The organism is Acidimicrobiia bacterium, assembly GCA_040881685.1.
In the GTDB taxonomy this organism is placed as follows: Bacteria; Actinomycetota; Acidimicrobiia; order IMCC26256; family PALSA-555; genus SHVJ01.
In genome coordinates this window covers 19,768-38,042 of the sequence record JBBECS010000054.1, presented here as the reverse complement: position 1 = coordinate 38,042, position 18,275 = coordinate 19,768, and the positions used below count along the sequence as shown (strand labels likewise).

Annotated in this window: 17 protein-coding genes; 9 read left to right on the top strand and 8 right to left on the bottom strand. The window is 66.6% G+C overall.

The features are described from left to right. Positions 1-216: 216 nt before the first annotated feature. Complete coding sequence (locus WEE69_14855) at positions 217-1,149, bottom strand: hypothetical protein (protein ID MEX1146579.1); 933 nt, start codon at positions 1,147-1,149, stop codon at positions 217-219. A gap of 129 nt (positions 1,150-1,278) precedes the next feature. On the opposite strand from WEE69_14855, the gene WEE69_14850 reads away from it, so the two are divergent. The 6 genes from WEE69_14850 to WEE69_14825 all read left to right on the top strand — a co-directional run bounded on the left by WEE69_14850 (position 1,279) and on the right by WEE69_14825 (position 8,238). Continuing rightward, positions 1,279-1,914, top strand: a complete 636-nt coding sequence (locus tag WEE69_14850; protein MEX1146578.1) for a sugar transferase — start codon at positions 1,279-1,281, stop codon at positions 1,912-1,914. Next, positions 1,911-2,912 (top strand): ATP-grasp domain-containing protein, encoded by a 1,002-nt coding sequence (locus WEE69_14845; GenBank protein MEX1146577.1) that lies wholly within the window; start codon positions 1,911-1,913, stop codon positions 2,910-2,912. The genes WEE69_14850 and WEE69_14845 overlap by 4 nt, the downstream gene beginning before the upstream one ends. After that, the gene (locus WEE69_14840; protein ID MEX1146576.1) at positions 2,909-3,592 is read left to right on the top strand and encodes an HAD family hydrolase; all 684 of its coding nucleotides are present in this window, start codon (positions 2,909-2,911) and stop codon (positions 3,590-3,592) included. The genes WEE69_14845 and WEE69_14840 overlap by 4 nt, the downstream gene beginning before the upstream one ends. Positions 3,593-3,601: 9 nt before the next feature. Continuing rightward, positions 3,602-4,753, top strand: a complete 1,152-nt coding sequence (locus tag WEE69_14835) for a glycosyltransferase family 4 protein (GenBank protein MEX1146575.1) — start codon at positions 3,602-3,604, stop codon at positions 4,751-4,753. 258 nt (positions 4,754-5,011) lie between these two features. Beyond that, positions 5,012-6,022, top strand: a complete 1,011-nt coding sequence (locus WEE69_14830) for a class I SAM-dependent methyltransferase (GenBank protein MEX1146574.1) — start codon at positions 5,012-5,014, stop codon at positions 6,020-6,022. Between the two features lie 194 nt (positions 6,023-6,216). Then, the gene (locus WEE69_14825) at positions 6,217-8,238 is read left to right on the top strand and encodes an HAD family hydrolase (GenBank protein MEX1146573.1); all 2,022 of its coding nucleotides are present in this window, start codon (positions 6,217-6,219) and stop codon (positions 8,236-8,238) included. Between the two features lie 36 nt (positions 8,239-8,274). Here the strand turns inward: WEE69_14825 and WEE69_14820 are convergent, their stop codons facing one another. From WEE69_14820 to WEE69_14795, 6 genes are all read right to left on the bottom strand, one after another. Further along, the gene (locus tag WEE69_14820) at positions 8,275-8,928 is read right to left on the bottom strand and encodes a formyltransferase family protein (protein MEX1146572.1); all 654 of its coding nucleotides are present in this window, start codon (positions 8,926-8,928) and stop codon (positions 8,275-8,277) included. Continuing rightward, complete coding sequence (locus WEE69_14815; GenBank protein MEX1146571.1) at positions 8,925-9,692, bottom strand: WbqC family protein; 768 nt, start codon at positions 9,690-9,692, stop codon at positions 8,925-8,927. Before WEE69_14815 ends, WEE69_14820 begins: the two co-directional genes overlap by 4 nt. Before the next feature lie 104 nt (positions 9,693-9,796). Then, entirely contained in the window at positions 9,797-10,807 is a 1,011-nt protein-coding gene (locus WEE69_14810; GenBank protein ID MEX1146570.1) for a glycosyltransferase family A protein, read from the bottom strand. 164 nt (positions 10,808-10,971) lie between these two features. After that, entirely contained in the window at positions 10,972-12,174 is a 1,203-nt protein-coding gene (locus tag WEE69_14805) for an aminotransferase class I/II-fold pyridoxal phosphate-dependent enzyme (GenBank protein ID MEX1146569.1), read from the bottom strand. Between the two features lie 10 nt (positions 12,175-12,184). Beyond that, on the bottom strand, positions 12,185-13,360 hold the full coding sequence (locus tag WEE69_14800; protein ID MEX1146568.1) for a DegT/DnrJ/EryC1/StrS family aminotransferase: 1,176 nt from the start codon (positions 13,358-13,360) through the stop codon (positions 12,185-12,187). A gap of 9 nt (positions 13,361-13,369) precedes the next feature. Then, a complete protein-coding gene (locus WEE69_14795; protein ID MEX1146567.1) occupies positions 13,370-14,194 on the bottom strand; it encodes a polysaccharide deacetylase family protein in 825 nt (274 codons plus the stop codon). 129 nt (positions 14,195-14,323) lie between these two features. Between WEE69_14795 and WEE69_14790 the strand changes: the two genes are divergently transcribed. Then, a complete protein-coding gene (locus tag WEE69_14790; GenBank protein MEX1146566.1) occupies positions 14,324-15,319 on the top strand; it encodes a GNAT family N-acetyltransferase in 996 nt (331 codons plus the stop codon). Here WEE69_14790 and WEE69_14785 read toward each other — a convergent pair. Then, positions 15,316-16,059 (bottom strand): hypothetical protein, encoded by a 744-nt coding sequence (locus tag WEE69_14785; GenBank protein MEX1146565.1) that lies wholly within the window; start codon positions 16,057-16,059, stop codon positions 15,316-15,318. The genes WEE69_14790 and WEE69_14785 overlap by 4 nt on opposite strands. A 191-nt stretch (positions 16,060-16,250) precedes the next feature. Between WEE69_14785 and WEE69_14780 the strand changes: the two genes are divergently transcribed. Next, positions 16,251-17,201, top strand: coding sequence for an ABC transporter ATP-binding protein (locus tag WEE69_14780; protein MEX1146564.1), 951 nt, complete (start codon positions 16,251-16,253; stop codon positions 17,199-17,201). Positions 17,202-17,265: 64 nt separating this feature from the next. Next, on the top strand, positions 17,266-18,024 hold the full coding sequence (locus tag WEE69_14775) for an ABC transporter permease (protein MEX1146563.1): 759 nt from the start codon (positions 17,266-17,268) through the stop codon (positions 18,022-18,024). The last annotated feature ends 251 nt before the right edge of the window (positions 18,025-18,275 follow it).

The following is an 18,275-nucleotide window of genomic DNA, read 5'->3' as shown; positions in this document are numbered from 1 at the left end:
GGAGTGATGAGGCCCAAGAGGTCGTTCCTGCGCCCCGCACTGGTGGTCGTCGGGACGCTCGCGTTCCCGGTCCTTGCGGTGTCGCTCGTCGCGGGTGAGGCACCGATCATCGGGATCGTCGTGAGCGGCCTCCTGCTCTACCTCGTTGTCGTACTGCTGATGCCCTCGTTGTCGGCAGGAGCTGACCTCCGCTCACGCTCGGACTGCCTCGTCGTCTCACGTGGGCACGTGCGCCGGCAAGATGCGTCGCCACAGCAGCAGGCCCGCGGTGGAGAAGACGACGATGACGACGACGGCCGCGACCGTCGCCGATGATCGAGAACCCGCGAGCCGGGAGCACAGCACGACGACACCGAGGTGAATGGCCACGATCACGAGCGCGTCCCGTGACCAAGGCTCACGCGGTGCCGGGCGCGCCCGCGATCGGAGCAGTGAACGGACGGCGGGCTCGAGCAACAGCAATCCGACGCACGCGATCCCCCCGACGATCGATGCCGGACGTCCCCGTCCGCCGACGGCCGTGGTCCAGGCGACGAGCCCGACCGCCGGGGCTGCTCCGGCTGCTCCGAGCGAACAGAGAGGCTTGGGCCAGCCCAGGAGCGCGACGGCGGCGAACGCCCCGACGAGGGACAACGCCTGTTCGGTGTCGGGGACACAGAGAAAGACACCGCCAGCAGTGACAGCGAGCGCGACGGGCCCGAGTCCGTCTCGCGCATAGTGGCGATCGAAGCCGACGATCGCGGTACCAGCGGCCACCACGGCGACGAGCACCAGAACGCGGACCCAATCGCCGCCGATCTTGCTGTGAGTGACCGATGACGCGGCGTCCGACACGAGCACGGCTCCTGGGACCAGCGTAACGAGCCGCACGAACCAGGGGACCTTGGGGATGGCCGCAACGAGGCCGGCCGCGGCCAACGCGGCAAGGCCGCGGTAGAGGTCGTCGGCATCGCCCAGCACCGCGTCGGTCTCTCGAAGAGCGAGGATCGCAGCACCGACGCCGACGAGGCCTGCCACGGGGAACACGCGGTTCGTCGCGCGCCAGCGTTGATACGCGAGCGCGGTTACGGCGATCACAGCGCTGCCCGCGAGGGCAACGAGAAACGCGAGCGAGAAGGCTTCCCGGCTGACGAAGTCGAAGCGCGCCATCCAGGTGACTCTACCGACTGCTCTTGTTGCTCGACGTGGAACAACAGCCGCCCGACGCGCGGCGTACGATGGTTCTTAGGCTTGAAAGCATCGGGGTTCGATGAAAGCGCGCAAGAGGGGATACAACGGGTGAAGCGGCTCGTCGACGTATCGGCCACGGCGCTCCTGTTCGTGCTCACGTCGCCGGTGCTGGCCGTGGTGGCGCTTGCTGTCCGCGTCACGATGGGCAGCCCTGTTCTGTTCCGCGACACGCGAGCCGGCCGTCGAGGGCGTCCGTTCGAGTTGCTCAAGTTCCGAACGATGCGCGGTCTGCGTGCCGGGGAGACGATTCCCGAATCGGACCACGCGCGCATCACGCGCGTGGGCAAGATCCTGCGCAGCACGAGCGTCGACGAGCTCCCGTCGCTCGTCAACGTGCTCCGCGGCGACATGAGTCTCGTCGGGCCGCGGCCACTTCCGGTCCGCTACCTGACCCGCTACACACCGGGCCAGGCGCGCCGGCACGACGTGCGCCCCGGCGTCACCGGCTGGGCGCAGGTCAATGGACGCAACGCGGTCGGCTGGGACGAGAAGCTCGAGTTCGACGTCTGGTACGTGGATCACCGCTCCTTGGGTCTCGACCTCCGGATCCTCGGCATGACGGTCGCTCATCTCCTCCGCCGCCAGGGCATCAGCCACGGCGACCACGCAACGATGCCGGAGTTCGGCGCGACCGCACAGACGGAGTCCCCCAGCGGGCGCTCGAACCTGCAGCGACGATCATGACCGGGAACGTGCTGCTCTCCTCGGCGGGACGGCGGGTCGCGTTGCTCCGCGCGTTTCGCGCGAGCCTGCGCGAACTCAGCTCCGACGGCATGGTGATCGCGGCGGACGCGTCGCCGCTCTCGGCAGCCTTCCACGCCGCCGATCGGGCGGTCGTCGTCCCGCGCTGCATCTCCGAAGAGTTCGTTCCCGCGCTGCTCGAGGTGTGCCGTCTCCATGACGTTCGCCTGATCGTGCCCACGATCGACACCGAGCTGGCGGTGCTGGCGGCTCACCGAGGGACGTTCGCGGACGCCGGTGTCATCGTCGCGATTTCGGATCCTGAGACGGTCGACGTCGGCGCCGACAAGCTCCGGACGAACGAATGGCTCGTGGCGAACGGTTTCCCGACCGTGCGCCAGGCCCGCCCCGACGCGGTGCTCGGCCGCGGCGATGGCTGGCGCTACCCACTCGTGGTCAAGCCCCGGCGGGGGAGTGCATCGATCGGGGTCACCACAGTGGGCAGCGCCGACGAGCTCGACCTCGTCGCGGACGCCGACGTCGTCGTTGAGGAGGTCGCGCGCGGGCACGAGTACACCGTCGACGTGTTCGCTGATCGTTCCGGACGGGCACGTTGCGCGGTTCCGCGCCGCCGACTCGAGGTTCGAAGTGGTGAGGTGAGCAAGGGCGTCACGGTCCGGTGCCCGCTGCTCCAGCAACTCGCGTGCCGCGTCGTCGAGGCGCTCCCAGGCGCGTACGGCGCGCTGAACGTCCAGGTGTTCCTCGACGCCGACGAGAAGCAGCCGCGGATCATCGAGATCAATCCGCGCTTCGGTGGTGGGTTCCCGCTCTCGTGGGAGGCAGGCGCGCCCTTTCCCCGCTGGCTCCTCGAGGACGGGGCCGGTCTCTCGCCGAGCGCGGTCGCGGACGAATGGCGCGACGGCGTCGTGATGCTGCGCTACGACGATGCGATCTTCGTCGACGCGAGCGACGTGGGCCTCGGCCAGGGCTCGGGCCGATGATTCCCGCGGCGGACTGCGTCGTCTTCGACCTCGACGACACGGTGTACCTCGAGCGGGACTACGTGCAGAGCGGCTTCCGAGCGGCGGACGAATGGGCCTCGACCGAGCTCGGTGTTACGCACTTCGGCGAGCGCGCCTGGGATCGGTTCGAGGCTGGTGGGCGCGGGACGATCTTCGACGACGTGCTTCGGGACTGTGGCGTCGAGCCCTCGCCGCGGATCGTCCTCGCCCTCGTCGATGTCTACCGGCGTCACGAGCCAGCCATCGAGTTGCTCCCCGACGCGGCCCGGATTGTGGAGGCGCTGGCGCCACTCGTCGCGCTCGCGGTCGTGACCGACGGGCCCGTCGAATCCCAACGGGCGAAGGCCCGTGCGCTCGGGGTCGACCAGTGGGCCCGAACGATCGTGTTCACGGCGGAGCTGGGCGACATCTATGCGAAGCCACACCCCCGCGCGTTTGAGGGCGTGGAGCAGGTGTTCGGGGTGCCAGGAGCGAGGTGCGTATACATTGCCGACAATCCGGCAAAGGACTTCGCGGGTCCGCGCGCGCGGAGATGGAAGACAGTGCGCGTCCGTCGCCCGATGAGCCTCCACGCCGCGACGCCCAGCGGACCCGACGTCGACCTCGAAGTGGGCGACTTTCGGGATCTCGCCGGTCTGCTGGCCACACTCGACCGCTGAGCAGCCGAAATGCGCGTCGCCCATCTCACGACCGTCGACAGCAGCTTGCGCTTCCTGCTCTTCCCGCAGCTCCGCGCAGTCGTCGACGCGGGAGGCGAAGCGGTCGGGATCAGCGCGCCAGGACCCTGGGTCGAAGGGCTTGAGCGCGACGGCATCCGTCACATCGCGCTGCCGTCCTCGACACGGGGCGCGAACTTGCGTGCGGACCTGCGCGCCGCGCGGGAGCTCTGGCGGATCCTTCGACGTGAGCGCCTCGACGTGCTGCACACGCACAACCCGAAAACGGGCGTGTACGGCCGGATTCTCGGGCGGCTCGCGGGCGTACCGATCGTGGTGAACACCGTGCACGGCCTGTACGCCACCGACCGCGACCCCCGGCGCAAGCGCGTCGTCGTCTACGTGCTCGAGGCGATTGCGGCACGGTTCTCCGACGTCGAGCTCGTACAGAACGCAGAGGATCTCGAGCTCATGCTTCGCTGGCGAATCACGCCGAGGAAGCGGGCCCGTCTGCTCGGAAACGGTGTGGACCTCACGCGCTTCGATCCCGCGCGATTCAGCGATGCAGACCGTGAGTCGACACGACGCGAGCTCAGCATCCGACCCGGGCAGCTCGTCGTCGGAACGGTTGGACGTCTGGTCGCAGAGAAGGGCTACCCGGAGTTGTTCGACGCAATGGAGGCGCTCGGCGACCGCTACCGGTTGGTCGCCGTGGGGCCGGAAGATCCGGACAAGGCGGATGCCCTTCCCCGCGCGATGCTCGATCGGGCCGCCCGGGACGGCATCTGCTTCCTCGGGCAACGCGACGATGTCGATCGTCTCTACACGGCCTTCGATGTCTTCGTGCTCGCGACGCACCGGGAAGGGTTTCCGCGCGCCGCGATGGAGGCGGCCGCGATGGGTTTGCCAATCGTTGCAACGGACATCCGCGGGTGCCGTCAGGTTGTCGAGGACACTGCCACCGGGTTCCTCGTCCCCGTAGATGACGCGGGTGCGCTCAGCGCGGCGATCGCACGGCTCGGAGATGACGCGGAGCTTCGCGATCGTTTCGGAGCCGGTGGACGAGAGTTCGCGCTGAGGCACTTCGACGAGCGGAACGTAGTACGCACCGTCATGGAGAGCTATCACGAGGTCGCGGCGCGCAAGGGCAGAGCATCCAGCTAAGAGGTCGCGCGGAACGGCGACCATCCAACGGTCGTCGTGACGGCTTGGGTTTGACCCCGGGTGCCGATCCAAACACGACGACCCGGTGGGAGGTCCCTGACATCATGCGCGCGCGCCTCCTGGGCAACCAGGTGTGAGAGATCAGGCTCCGCTGGGTTGCTCGGCTGGAGCACACAAGAGATCATTCGTACGGCGTCATCGAGGAGCTTCGGGGACCCGTTTGGTCGTGGTCCCTGCGACGAAGGAGGCACTGAAGGAATGGACCGTGAATTGGTGTTGAGCGAGATGCGCGCGGTCACCGACGCCCACGGGCCATGGAATGCTCACAACTTCGAGGTTGCCGACGGCGTCTACACAAAGGGCTCCGATGACACCTCGGCGACCTGGGCGAGGCTGGTAGGTGTCGTGCAAGTGGTGAGCGACCTTGCGCCGCGCCCCATCGATCAACTTCGTGTTCTCGACCTTGCATGCCTCGAAGGCATCTTCGGGCTTGAGTTCGCGAAGCGAGGTGCCGAGGTCGTGGGTATCGAGGGTCGCCGATCGAACCTCGAGCGGGCGTCCTTCGCCGCCCGCGCGCTGGAACTCGGCGAGGTGCAGTTCCTCCACGAGGACGTTCGAAGTCTCAGCGCCGAGACCCATGGTCAATTCGACGTGGTTCTCTGTCTCGGAATCCTCTACCACCTTGATGCACCAGACGTATTCCAATTCCTCGAGCGGATCGCCGATGTCTGCCGCGGGTTTGCCGTCATCGAGACTCACGTGAGCCTCCGCCGGAAGGAACGGCGCTCGTACGGAGGCATCGACTACTGGGGTCGCTCCTACGTCGAGCACGATCCCGCTAGCACTGCCGAGCAACGCGAGCGCGCGCTCCGGGCCTCGCTCGACAACCCGGCGAGTTTCTGGCTCACGAAGCGGTCTCTGCTCCGCGGGCTTGCTGAGGTCGGTTTCACGACAACGCTCGTGGTCGAGACCGCCGTGGGTTTCACGCGCTATGCGGACCGCTTGATGCTCGTCGCTTTCCGCGGATCCCCGATGTCGCCCGAGTTGGTCCGCGGAGGCGACCCAACGCCGCGGGCTCGAGCCTGGCCAGAACGAGACCCTCGGCGTCCGCATCGGAGCCAGGACTGGCGAGAGCGCGCCCGTATCCGCATCGCGCGTGCCCTGCCGAGGCGGGCTCTCGAAACCCTTCGACGCCTACGTCGGCGTGACGGCAACCCCACTGCGCTCTCAGACACCAACGGCCGGCCACGCGGCTCCCCGCCCGCCTGACCAACGTGCCTGGGATCTACAACTAGGCTGGTTGGCCATGGAAGCCTCCGGGGTGCGGAACGCGTCGGACTCTCGCGGCGGATCACCCGGGTGATGTCGACCGATTCTTGGGTTCTGTCCCGGTAGGCAGGTCGGTCGCTTCGCTCCTGAGGGAACGGCTCGTCGAGCCCGCTCAGCGGCGGCTTCCTCGCCGCTTGGCGGTTCGGAACCTGCACCGGGTGCTCGAAGGCGCCAAGCCGCGGGTCGTCCTTGTCGACTACTTCGGCACCGTCGTCACGCGCACCGTCCCTCCTTGGTACGTGAAGCTGCTGGCCGGGCGCCGGCTGGTGGAGCAGCTCGACCTCGATGTCGACCCCATCGACCTGTACCGAACACGCATCGAGGTTGAGCGCAGGCTCTGCAACCGGGCGCTCGAACAGGGTCTCGACGCCGACTTCCGACTCGACGACCTCGCCGACGAGCTCGCGGAGGTCGTGGCGCGATCGGGCCGTGGTTCGCGAACCGCCGAGTACTCGACCGAGGGCCTCGCGACGCTGATGATCGACGCCGAGGTGGAATCGGACCTCCTGGTGCAGCGAGTCGACGTCGCCCTCGTAAAGGCGCTCCGCCAGCGACCCAACGGTGCGGAGCTGGTGCTCGTCTCCGACTTCTACATCCCGCAGCCCCACTTCGGCCGGTTCCTCGAGCACCACGGGTTGACCGATCTCTTCGGCGACGTGTTCGTCTCGTGCGAGCATGGCCGCACCAAGAAGAGCGGGGCGCTGTTCGAGCTCGTCGCGAAGCGTGTCGGCGTCGACCCACAGGACGTCTTGGTCGTCGGGGACAACCCCATCTCGGACGGGCGACGCGCCAGGGAGGCCGGGATGAGGTCACACCTCGTGACGCAGGGAACGTGGGAGCGGCGGAAGGACGCTGGAGCCGACGAGGTGGCCAGGGACGTCGAGCGCCAACTCGACGGCCTGCTTCGGCCAGCCGACGAAGCGGACCTGTTCCCGGCGATGGGGCTCACCCTCTACACCTTCGTTCGCCGCCTGCACCGGCGGCTCCGGGCCGAGGGTGCGCGCGAAGCCCTCTTCCTGGCTCGCGAGGGCCAGTTCCTCTCTCGGCTCCTCGCTGCCTACGAGGAGGAGACCGCGCTGCCCGGCTCCATGCGGATCACGCAGAGCTACCTCATGGTCTCGCGCCGGGCCACCTATCTGCCGTCGCTCCCGCCGCTCCCCCACGAGGAGTTCGAGGCAGTCCGCGAGAGGAGACCCGGCCTGACCGTCGGGGAGTTCCTTGAGACGCTGGGCTTCGACGCCGCGTCGCTCGAGCGCTTGGCCACCGCCATGACCGGTGACCCCGCGGGCTCGACGTCTCTTGACCTCGACGCGGTCCTCGCACACGCGGCCTTCGCCGAGGAGTACGAGCAACGTCGGGTCGAGCAGAGAGAAGCGCTCCTCGAGTACCTCGACAAGAGCGTCGATTGGTCGGCGCGCCCGGTTGTGCACCTCGTCGACGTGGGTTGGAAGGGAACCACCCAAGATCGGCTCGCGCGCGTCCTCGTTCCCGGCTCACGAGTCGCGCTCAGAGGGCACTACCTGGGGCTGCTTGTCGCCGCTCCTCCGGAGGCCCTGGAGTCCAAGCAGGGGATCTTGTTCCACAACTGGCCCTGGCGGTCCGCGCACCTGGAGGTCTTCGCCCACTTCAAGACGATTTTCGAGGCCCTGCTCTCGGCCGACCACGGGAGCGTGCGCGGCTACGAGTGGCGTGACGAAGGCGCGGTTCCGGTCCTCGAAGACATCCCGGAGGAGCGTGCGGCGTACGAGCAGTATGTCGCGCCCGTGCAGCACCGCATCGAGCGGCGTTTCCGTCTTCTTTGCCGAGAGCTGGCGCGGAGTCCCCTCGACGACGAAGAGCTGGTAGACCTCGCCGCCGGGTACCACGCTCGGATGCTCTTTCGGCCCTCGACGGCCGAGATCCGCTTCTTCGAGCAGCTCCCCGTGTACGACGCAGGGCGCCGCCGGAGGGGCTACCGCCCCAAGACGGGGCCGTCGAGCGCGCTCGGCATCGTGGGCCAGTTGTTCGCGCCACGCCGGCTGGTGACTGGCGGCGGCTGGCCGCCGATCCGCATGCGCGCCGCCGGTGTGGGTTGGTTGCGGTACCCGTACGGTTGGTACAAGGTCGGTGTCCAGCGGACAAGGGCTCGCAAGGCGCGTCCGGTGCCCTCGTCGTGATCGTCGAGCCGGCAAGCGACGATCGAATGCCTTGTCTTACTCCTCGGTTTCAAGCTCCGGGAAGAACGCTGATCCCTGATAGTTCGCCCCGAAGACCGTAACTTCATCATCGTTCACGCTGAGACGACCGGATCGCAGCCACGCAAATATCTGCTCGAGCATGACAACCTGCTGATCCAGGATGCTGTCGTAGTCGCCTTCGAAGACTTTGGCGGAGACTACATGCTGCATGATGATCGGCCCATCATCGACTCCGGGACCGATAAAGTGGGCAGTGTTACCAAGGAGATTACTCCCGGCGTCAACCGCCTGATCTACGGACAACCTTCCGGGAAACATCGGCAATATGGAGGGATGAAAGTTGATGAGCCTATACTTGTATTCGTTCAGAATCTCTCCCTTCAGCAGATGGTCGCCAAAGGAAAAGCAGTACTCCACACTGTGGCGCCTCAACAGTTCTAAGAGCTCGTCCGACAAGATCAAGTTCCTTGATCGATCCGTTCTACGTATGGCCTGATAATCCAAGCAGTGGTACTCGATTGCCAATCCCAGTGCAGGCTTCTCTAAGAAGGAATTCTGACGATCGTCAGAAAATATCAACTTGGTGCTCTTGATCAATTCTTCGCTGCCGTGCTCGAGAATTTTCTTGAGTCTCCCTGCTTTACCAGAGACATAGAATGCAATGTTCACCGGAGTTCGTATCTCTTCAGCATCTCGTGTACCTGTTCGATCTCATTGAACATCAGCACGTCCAGGATTGAAAGGTTGGGAACAAATGCATTCTCAAACTGTCGGTACACAACACCTCGCGTTTCGATGAACGAGAGGTGTATGCCTTCTTGACGGAACGCGTGCTTGTCGTACAAGTGAAGTCCACCAATTGGATTCATGTAACCCCCGGCATCGAGGGTCTTGCAAAGAGCAATGACTCGCTGCTGCCCACGGAGGCGCGGCCCCTGGTCTATCTCTGATGAAATCACCAACTTCGTATCTATTGCTAGGTAGTCATTGATACAACGGAGGGAATTGAGTAAGAAATCAAAGAGATTGTGATTCGGGAAATCCAAGCATCCGGCGAAGAGAGAGTAGGCCTGTTCAAAGTTTGGTGCCTTTTGGTACGCTGCCTCGATTCTTCTCTTCAGCTTTTCCTTGTCCAGCTCGAAAGATGCTGCGAGGTATCTCTCGCTGATATTCAACACGTCGGAATCGCTCTTGAGCGGTAATGTAAAAAAGGCGTCCTTGCCGTTTTGCAAGTAGCGGTTCCGATTTATCCATCCCCGTTTGGAATATTGAATATTGTCATAGATGACGAAGGCATCGACCGCTCTCACCAGCTGAAAATAGCCTATATAGGGGAAGAAATAGGGCTGCATTATCCCTATAGTCATGGTGAAAAAGTGTAGCCGTACCTCGCCCGTGCCGTCCGCGGCCACCAGCCGGCAGGGCGCGACCACGTGACCCGACGGTGCCAAGGCTGGTGTGGAGATGGATCCAGGGCTTCGGACTTAGGCCCGCCGTCGGGGCGGACGTGAGGAGCGAGAGGTCGTACCCCTTGCGGTCATGTGCTGACCGTGCCCTTGCTTGCTGACATGGACGATCCCGCCAACTCCGCCGGTTGAGCAAGGGCGGCGTGTCGGTCGGTGGGGGCCTTCTCCGCCCAATCGGGCACGCGGCCATCGTCGAGCGGAGACGGCGTGGGGGGGAGTTGCGCGAGCTCCGGCGTCTTGTAGACGCCCTTGTAGTGGACGTAGGTGATGCGGTCGAGGTACCCGCTGTGGACGCCGATCGCCTGCATCCGCCGCCAGAGGTTCCAGTCGCCCGGCTCGGCCCTCTTCCAGCTCGTCATCGAGTAACGCATGAACCGGAGGCTGCTCGAGTAGAGGATCGACCCGTGGGCCACGCCTTCGGCGAGTTTCGGACCCCCACTGACCCACCACGAACCCGGAGTCGCTTCCATGAGCGCGTTGCTGTGTACCAGCTCGAGCCGGTCGTCCAGGGCCTTGCTCAGAAGCACCTCGACATGGTCGCCGGTGAGCTCGTCGTCGTCGTCACAGGGCGCGATCCATGCGCCTCGCGCGAGGTCGAGAGCGACGTTCGCCGGTGCAGCACCGGCGACCATCCAGCGGAGCCGCCGGTCGGCCGGGTACGAGCCGCGCACCGGGAGGTTCACGAACCGCACTCGAGGGTCACGCACCGAACGCACTGCGCGCTCAGTGACCTCGTCACAACAGTCGCCAACCACCAGGATCTCGAGACGTTCGTAGGTTTGACGCAGGATCGACGACAGCGCCCGCTCGACGATCAGGGGACCGCGGTCGTAGGTGACGACGCGGACCGTGACGAGCGGCTCACGCTCCTGCGCCGAGCGAATGTCCTCCGACGCGGCACGCGCCAGTGCCAGGAGTCGCCGCTCCTCACGGCGCTCGAGCCGTTCGCGGAGGCGCTCGTGCCCTCGCACCAGCGGACCGACCCGCGAGTACTCATCGATTCGCCATCGCACCGGCCGGGTGAGCGTTGCCGCGAGCGCCACGGCCCGCGGGCGCGTCGCAGATGAAGAGAGTCTCGTCACTGCGTCACCCTCCCGATGAAGCCGATGGGACAAGCCGTGCAGTCTCGGCCCCGCTTGACACCCACGGTGAACGAACCCTACGCGAACCAGGGCGCGCTCGGCGTTTTGATGGTCGAGAGAGGGCCCCTGCCCGTCTCAGGCCGGTCCAGATGCGCTGAGCGCGCTCACGAGGCAAGCCGGGCGGCGATTGCTGAGCCGTTCGCAGCGATGGTCGAGACGCGGTCGCAGATCCGGTCGATGTCGGTCTCGCTCAGCGACTCCCCGGTCGGCAGGCACAGGACGCGCCGCACGAGCTGTTCGGTCTCGGGCACCAGCAGCCCCGCGTGCGGGAACAGCGAGCGGTACGGCTCCATTCGGTGACAGCCGGGGTAGAAGTAGCGCCGAGCCAGGATGTTCTCCGCCCGCAAGAGCTCCATGACCATGTCGCGGCTGATGCCGAGCCGGCTCTCGTCCAGCTCGAGCACGACATAGTGGTAGTTCGCTTGGTCGGCCCCACCCGTCGGATGCTCCACAACGTCGACTCCATCGATCCCGCCCAGCCGATCGCGATAGTGCTCGTAGTGGCCGAGGTTGACGGCGCGGAAGTGCTCGAAGGACTCGAGGGAGGTGACCCCCATCGCCGCCGAGGCCTCGTTCATCTTGCCGTTCGTGCCGATGTAGGTGACGTCGTCGTAACCCGAGAAACCGAAGTTCTTCATCAGCCGCAGCTCGCCGGCCAGCTCCTCGTCGTTCGTCGCGACGGCACCGCCCTCGAACGCGTTGACGATCTTGGTGGCGTGGAAGCTGAAGACCTCTGCCTCCCCGAAGCCACCGACCGGCGTCCCGCCGCTCGAGCAGCCGAGGGCGTGCGCGGCATCGAAGAGCAGCCGTAGGCCCCGGCGGTGGGCGATCTCGGACAGCGCGTCGGTGTCGCACGGCCGCCCCCACACGTGCACGCCGATGATTCCGGTCGTGCGAGGCGTGATCATCTCCTCGACCCGCTTGGGGTCGAGGTTGTGAGTTGTCGGGTCCACGTCGCAGAACACCGGCGTGATCTGCTGCCACTGGAGGGCGTGAGCCGTCGCCACGAAGGTGAACGACGGGAGGATGACCTCGCCCTCGAGACCGAGCGCCCTCGTCACCAGTTCCAGGGCCACGGTGCCGTTGCAGGTGGCGATGCAGTGCGACACGCCGAGGAGGCGCGCAAGCCGATCCTCGAACTCGCGCACGTAGCGGCCGGCGTTCGTGAGCCAACGCCGGTCGAGGATGTCGTCCAGCCGAGCTTGGAGCGCCCGGCGGTCGCCGATGTTGGGTCGGCCGACATGGACTGGCTCCGCGAACGCCGGCCGCCCTCCGAAGTGTGCCAGGTCCGCGCCGGGATCGCTCATCCCCCGATCCTCACGATCCGAATGCCGCAGCGTCCTCCGAGTGGAGGTGCAACGACTTGATACAGCGCGCGATCTCGTCCACAGCCGACTCCTCGAGGTCGGGGTAGATCGGGAGGCTGATGACCGACCGCGCGACGCATGTCGTCACTGGCAGCTCGCGGTCAACCGAGTTGGCATACGACTGCTGCAGGTGTATCGGCGGCCAGAAGTACGTGCGGGTGTCGACGCCCTCGGCGTGCAACGCGGCCACGACCCGATCGCGATCGAGCCCGAACGCGTCTGCGTCCAGCGCGATCGTGAAGTCCTTGTAGGTCACGTCATCCTCGGGGTCGACGGCCTGCACGTGCACACCGGGTACCTCCGCGAGTGCACTGCGGTACCGGGCGGCGATCGCACGACGTCGTGCGAGATGGTCGTCGAACGAGGCGAGCCCCTCGAGTGCGAGCGCCGCGTGGAGCTCTGACATGCGGGCGTTGAGTCCGACGAAGCGAGTGTCGTAGTCACCCGGGTTGCCGTAGTCTCGACCCCAACGGAGGTGCTCCGCCACGTCCTCGTGTCGGGTGGCGACGAGGCCTCCTTCGCCGGCCACGAGCGGCTTGGTGGGCGTGAGGCTGAACACCTCGGCGTCGCCGAATGCCCCGACCGGGCGCCCGTGGCGAACGGCGCCGAGCGCGTGTGCTGCATCGAAGACGAGCCGTACGCCAGCGGCGTCGGCCAGCGCCTCGAACCGCTCCGGTGTGCACGGTGCTCCGAAGACGTGCGTCGGCAGCAGCACACCGCACCCGTCGATCCGGCGCTCGGCGTCGGCCGCGTCGAGCTGGAACGTGTCCGGGTCGCACTCTGCGAACCGCGGTCGCAGGCCGTTCCACGCCACGGCGTGGGCGGATGCCGAGAACGTGAAGCTCGGGAGGACGACGTCGCGGCCGCTCGGCGCCAGCACTCGTAGCGCGAGCATGAGCCCCGCGGTGCACGACGCCACCGCGACGACGTGCGGGACCTCGAGCCGCTCGGCGATCCGATCCTCGAGCTCGCGCACGAGTGGGCCGTTCGTGAGGACGCCCTCGTCGTACGACCCGCGCAGGCGCTCCATCACGTGCTCGAGGGGAGGCAGTGCCGGACGCGAGAACGGCAGGCCGTCCGGGAACGCGGGTTCGCCACCGAGGATCGCGGGTCCCTGTACGCGCATCAGAGCCCGTCAGGTGGTGGCGTCGGCGTAGCGCCGAGCGTTCATCGCCCGTCGCAGCGTTCCCTCGACGGTCATCCCGCCGGCGACCTTGCGCGTGAACCAGCGCATCCCATCGGACGACTGGATCGGCGTGCGGGCAAGCCCGTAGGGATCCGTGGCACCGTAGCGATTGCTACGGATGATGCCGAGTGCGGCCGAGCGAAAGCGTCGCCGCACCGCGGCGTCGGCTGCGGCCGATCCGGGCACACCCTTCGGATAGGCGAAGTGCGCCGCCTCTGTGCCGAGCCGGTCTCCGATGAGGCCGATCGAGCGGTCGAGCTCGCCGTCGACGTCGGTCGCGTCCACTCGGTCGAGGACTGCATGGGTGTGCGTGTGCGAGCCGACCGAGACCACGCCGGTCGCCACTGCGTCACGCAGCGCGCTCCAGGTGAGCGGCCGGCCGTCGTGGGGGAACGGTCGCTGCCGTTCCACGAAGTCGGTCGCTACGTAGAGCATCGTCGGCACGCGATGGCGGTCGAGGATCGGGAGCGCGTGGTCGGCAAAGTCTGCCGTGCCGTCGTCGAAGGTCACGACCACCGGGTCCTCGGCGGGAGGAGTGCTCGACGCGAGGGCGCGCAAGGCCTGGTCGACGGTGACCGCGCGCCGCCGCTCCGCGAGAAACTCCATCTGCCGCTCGAACGTCGCCGGCGAGAGGTCGATCTCGAGGCCGGACCCGCCGCCGACCCGGTGGTAGATCAGGAACACGACGCCGCGGTGGCGGGGCAGCACAAAGTCTGCGGCAGCCGCGGTGACCTTCACGGCGCGTAGCGCCAGCACTCGGCCCTTCTGTTTCATCGGTACCATGCCCATCCGGCACGACCCCGCGCGCGCGGCGCCTTTGAATGTGTGCCGTGCGGAACGGTAGTCGCGTCGCCGCGCCGGCGGGATGCGTGCGTACCGAGGTCGGGCGGAGGAAGGAGCGAGGTGTCGGATCTGGAGCACCCGCTGACGATCAGGCCGAGCCGCGAGGCCGACCTCCCGGCCGTGCTCGCCCTGCTCGAGGCCTCGATGGGCTGGCTTCCAGACGACCTCCACGCCCGTTTCTTCACCTGGAAGCACGCGGAGAACCCCTTCGGTCCGTCGCCAGCCTGGGTGGCGGTCGACGAAGCCGACGGTTGCCACATCGTGGGGTACCGCACCTTTCTCCGCTGGGAGTTCGCGCGCCACGGGCAGCGCCTGCGCGCGGTTCGGGCGGTCGACACCGCGACGCATCCCGACTACCAGGGTCGCGGGGTCTTCTCCCGGCTCACGCTCGCGGCCATCGACGATCTGCGAGCGCGGGGGCACGCGTTCGTGTTCAACACGCCGAACGAGCGGAGCCTGCCGGGATACCTGAAGATGGGCTGGCGCACGGTGGGCCGCCTCCCCGTCGAGATGCGCCCACGATCGGCCGGCTCGCTCGCGCGACTGCTCCGAGCGCGCACCGCGGCCGAGAAGTGGTCGCTCCCGTGCGACGCGGGACTGGCCGCCGCCGACGCGTTCGGCAACCGGGCCGCCACCACGGAGCTTCTCGGCACGCTGGAATCGCCTCACGGGCTCGTGACCCATCGAAGCGCGGAGTTCCTCGCTTGGCGCTACGGCTTCGGACTGCTCGGTTACCGCGTGCTGCTCGCTGGGCGGGAGCTCGAGGACGGGGCGATCGTGTTCCGCCTCCGACGGCGCGGTACCGCGACGGAGGCGGCGATCACCGACCAGCTCGTGCCCGGAGCCGATCGCCGACTCAGCGCGTCCCTCGCTCGGCGGGTCCTGCGGGAGTCCGGCGCCGACTACGCCGTTCGGCTCCGGACCGAGACACGCGCCGGGTTCGTGCCGCTCCCGCGACAGGGGCCGGTCCTCGTCTACCGCCCGTTGGCGGATGCCGCGGAACCGCCGCCGCAGCGCGACTGGGCGCTCGCTCTCGGCGACGTGGAACTGTTCTAGCTAGCGGGACTCCGTTGAGCAGGGGGTGGGCGTTGGCGTTGGCTTGTCGCGGGCCCTCCCGTTGCGCGCACCGCGTGCGAGCCGAGGAACGGGAACAGCAGGTCTGCCAGCCGGTCGACGAGGCTGTCGATCTCGGCAGCAACCCGGGCATATTTCTGTCGGCTTCGGCGGTACGGATCCTCGATGTCGTCGTCACGATCGAGTCCATCGACCCGACGCCGAACGCGATGCGCACGGTCGATCCATGCGTCGAGCGACTCCAGCCCATCCCGTGTGCCGGCTGCCTCCCCGAGGCGCACGAACTCCCGGAGTGTGAAGACGCGCTGGACCGCCGACGGCCGCAGCGCGACGGCCTCCCATGCGTGCATGCGCGCCGCTCCGAGGACGAGATCCGCCTCGTCGATCATCGTCGCCGTGAGCCGCCGGCTTCGGTGTCCCGTGATGTCGAGGCCCCGCTTGCGCATCAGGGCCACGGCATGTCGAGGCGGAGCGACTCCTTCTGCCGTGAGCCCCGCCGAGACGAGGCGCACCTCGACACTGAACGCCGCGGCCCGGGCCTCGAGCATGGACTGTGCCATGACCGAGCGGCAGATGTTGCCCGTGCAGATCAATAGGATCTCGAACGGCGTTTGTACGATGGTGGGAGTGTAGGTTGCTCCGAGCGGATGAGAGGCAGCGCGCACTCTGCACGCGGCTGTTTGCGCAAGCAAGAACCAGCAAGGCTGGCACCCGCTTCCCATGCTGTTCGGGGAAGGTCCGAGTCGGATACGCTTTCTGACTCGCGCCGAGCGTTTGCCGGTCCGCACGCAGTGCTGAATACAGCCCGGCGGAGGTTCCATCAGTTGTTGCCAAGTCGGGAGTCGCTGTGACCGGCGAAGCGGTTGTCCAGGTCCACGACCTCACCAAAATCTACGAACCGTCACCTCTCTGGATGCGCTTTCTGCTGCGCTCCGCAATCGATTCGCCGGTGCGTGCACTGGACGGTGTCTCGCTTTCCGTAGGACCCGGCGAAGTGTGCGCAGTGGTCGGTCCCAACGGAGCGGGCAAGTCGACACTCTTCCGGGTTCTGATGGGGCTCACAACGCCGACAACCGGCCACGCGACAGTTGTCGGCCATGATGTGTCGCGCGAATCGCGCCGGATCCGCGCTCAGGTGGGCTTCATGCCCGCCGACGACCGAAGCTTGTTTCTCCGCCACACGTGCTGGCAGAACCTCGCGTTTCACGGGAAGCTTCAGGGAGTTCCGGCATCGAAGCTCGAGCGGCGCATCGATGAGACGCTCGAAATGGTCGGACTGAGCCACGCCCGCGATCGCGCTGGGCACGCCCTCTCCACCGGCATGCGCGCTCGGCTCCAGCTCGCACGCGCACTCCTCCATCATCCGCGTGTGTTGATCCTCGACGAGCCGACCGGTTCGATCGACCCGATTGGGGCTCACCAGCTGCTCAATCTGATCGAAGAGTTGACACGCGAGCTGAAGCTAGCGGTGCTCCTCAGCTCGCACCGATTGGAGGAGATCGACGCCTTGCACGACAACGTGCTGTTCCTCGATCTGGGCAAGGTCGTCCACTGGGGTGATCTCGATGCCCTCCGAAGCGTCTGGGAGCAACCTCGCCTGACGATCGAATTCAAGCGCGAAGGCGCTGCGCTCGAGGCGCGTGACGTGCTGATCAGGCTGCCTGGGATCGAGTTGGAGTCAGTGAGCGACATCGCGCTCACGGTCGTGACACCCGACCACTTGGGGGATCTGCTGTTGCACCTCGACCGACTGGTCGCCGACGTCTCCTCGGTCAATGCAGCGCGGATGCCCCTCCGCGATCTTCTCAGCAAACTCATCACCGACTCACGCGGGGCAGAACGGGAGCACGATGCGTCGCCCTAGTTCTCCCGCGGCCCGCGTACGACGAGGTGCCCAAGTATTCGGCGCGTTCTTGTGGATGGGCTACATGGAAGCGATGGCCTACCCACTGGCGGTCGTGATGGTATGGCTGACAGCGGCCATCAGCCCGATCATCTATTACTTCGTCGGCCAACTGGTGGCTTCAGGGCCCGTGGTCGGCGGCGACTACTTCACTTTCGCCGTGATCGGGATGGTTGGCCAGATGGCGATGAGTGGGGCGCTCCAGTCGTTCGGTTCGAGAGTCGACGGATATGTCCAAACTGGTACGTTCGAGACCCTCCTTGTGGAGCCCGTGAGCTGGCGCTTGCTCCCCTTCGGGATCGTCGGCTGGCCGATCGTGCAGTCATTCATGAACGTCAGCGTGGCCGCAGTGGTCGCAGTCGCGCTCGGCATCAACGTCGACGTCAGCGGCCTGCCTGCAGCGATCTTCATCCTCATTATGGGGATTGCAGCGTCGCACGCGATCGGCGTGCTCGCGGCCAGTGTCAGGGTGCTGTCCAAGCGATCCGACCCGATCTTGGGCCTGTACCTGATCGCAGGAACCGTGCTCTCGGGCGTGCTCTTTCCGATCAGCGTCCTCCCGGAGCCTGTCCGCGTGCTCTCGTACTTCTTCCCGCTCACGTACGTTCTCGCCGCCACGCGCAAGGTGCTCATGCCGGGCGGGGATCTGGTCACCGGACCGTCTGCGCTCGAGGCTGTGATTCTCCTGCTGGTGTTCCTCGTCGTCGTGTACCCCATCGCGCTCTGGCTCTTCGGACGAGCGCTCGACTACGGCAGGAAGCTGGGCGTCCTCGGCGGCTACTGATGGAGTCGTCGCACCAATCGGGAGCGCGGCCGAGAACGGATCACTCATCCGCGGCGGCCACCGCACGATGGAGAGCGAAAGCCTCTCCCTCGATGAGTGTTTCGGCCACTCGAACAGGTTCCTTGGCCACTGAGCGTGGCAGGCAAGCACGTCGTGAACACTTCACCCAGGCACCTTGCCACGCTCCGTGGCAGCAGATAACGTGGGCTCCTCTGCGGTCGCTGGGCAGCGGGCGGAGAGGGGCAGGCCAG

Excerpts from the sequence above, each read along its gene's own strand:
- WEE69_14855 (MEX1146579.1), bottom strand. The coding sequence starts at position 1,149 with ATGGCGCGCTTCGACTTCGTCAGCCGGGAAGCCTTCTCGCTCGCGTTT.
- WEE69_14845 (MEX1146577.1), top strand. The coding sequence starts at position 1,911 with ATGACCGGGAACGTGCTGCTCTCCTCGGCGGGACGGCGGGTCGCGTTG.
- WEE69_14840 (MEX1146576.1), top strand. The coding sequence starts at position 2,909 with ATGATTCCCGCGGCGGACTGCGTCGTCTTCGACCTCGACGACACGGTG.
- WEE69_14835 (MEX1146575.1), top strand. The coding sequence starts at position 3,602 with ATGCGCGTCGCCCATCTCACGACCGTCGACAGCAGCTTGCGCTTCCTG.
- WEE69_14830 (MEX1146574.1), top strand. The coding sequence starts at position 5,012 with ATGGACCGTGAATTGGTGTTGAGCGAGATGCGCGCGGTCACCGACGCC.
- WEE69_14805 (MEX1146569.1), bottom strand. The coding sequence starts at position 12,174 with ATGAGCGATCCCGGCGCGGACCTGGCACACTTCGGAGGGCGGCCGGCG.
- WEE69_14800 (MEX1146568.1), bottom strand. The coding sequence starts at position 13,360 with ATGCGCGTACAGGGACCCGCGATCCTCGGTGGCGAACCCGCGTTCCCG.
- WEE69_14795 (MEX1146567.1), bottom strand. The coding sequence starts at position 14,194 with ATGAAACAGAAGGGCCGAGTGCTGGCGCTACGCGCCGTGAAGGTCACC.
- WEE69_14785 (MEX1146565.1), bottom strand. The coding sequence starts at position 16,059 with ATGGGAAGCGGGTGCCAGCCTTGCTGGTTCTTGCTTGCGCAAACAGCC.
- WEE69_14780 (MEX1146564.1), top strand. The coding sequence starts at position 16,251 with ATGCGCTTTCTGCTGCGCTCCGCAATCGATTCGCCGGTGCGTGCACTG.
- WEE69_14775 (MEX1146563.1), top strand. The coding sequence starts at position 17,266 with ATGGAAGCGATGGCCTACCCACTGGCGGTCGTGATGGTATGGCTGACA.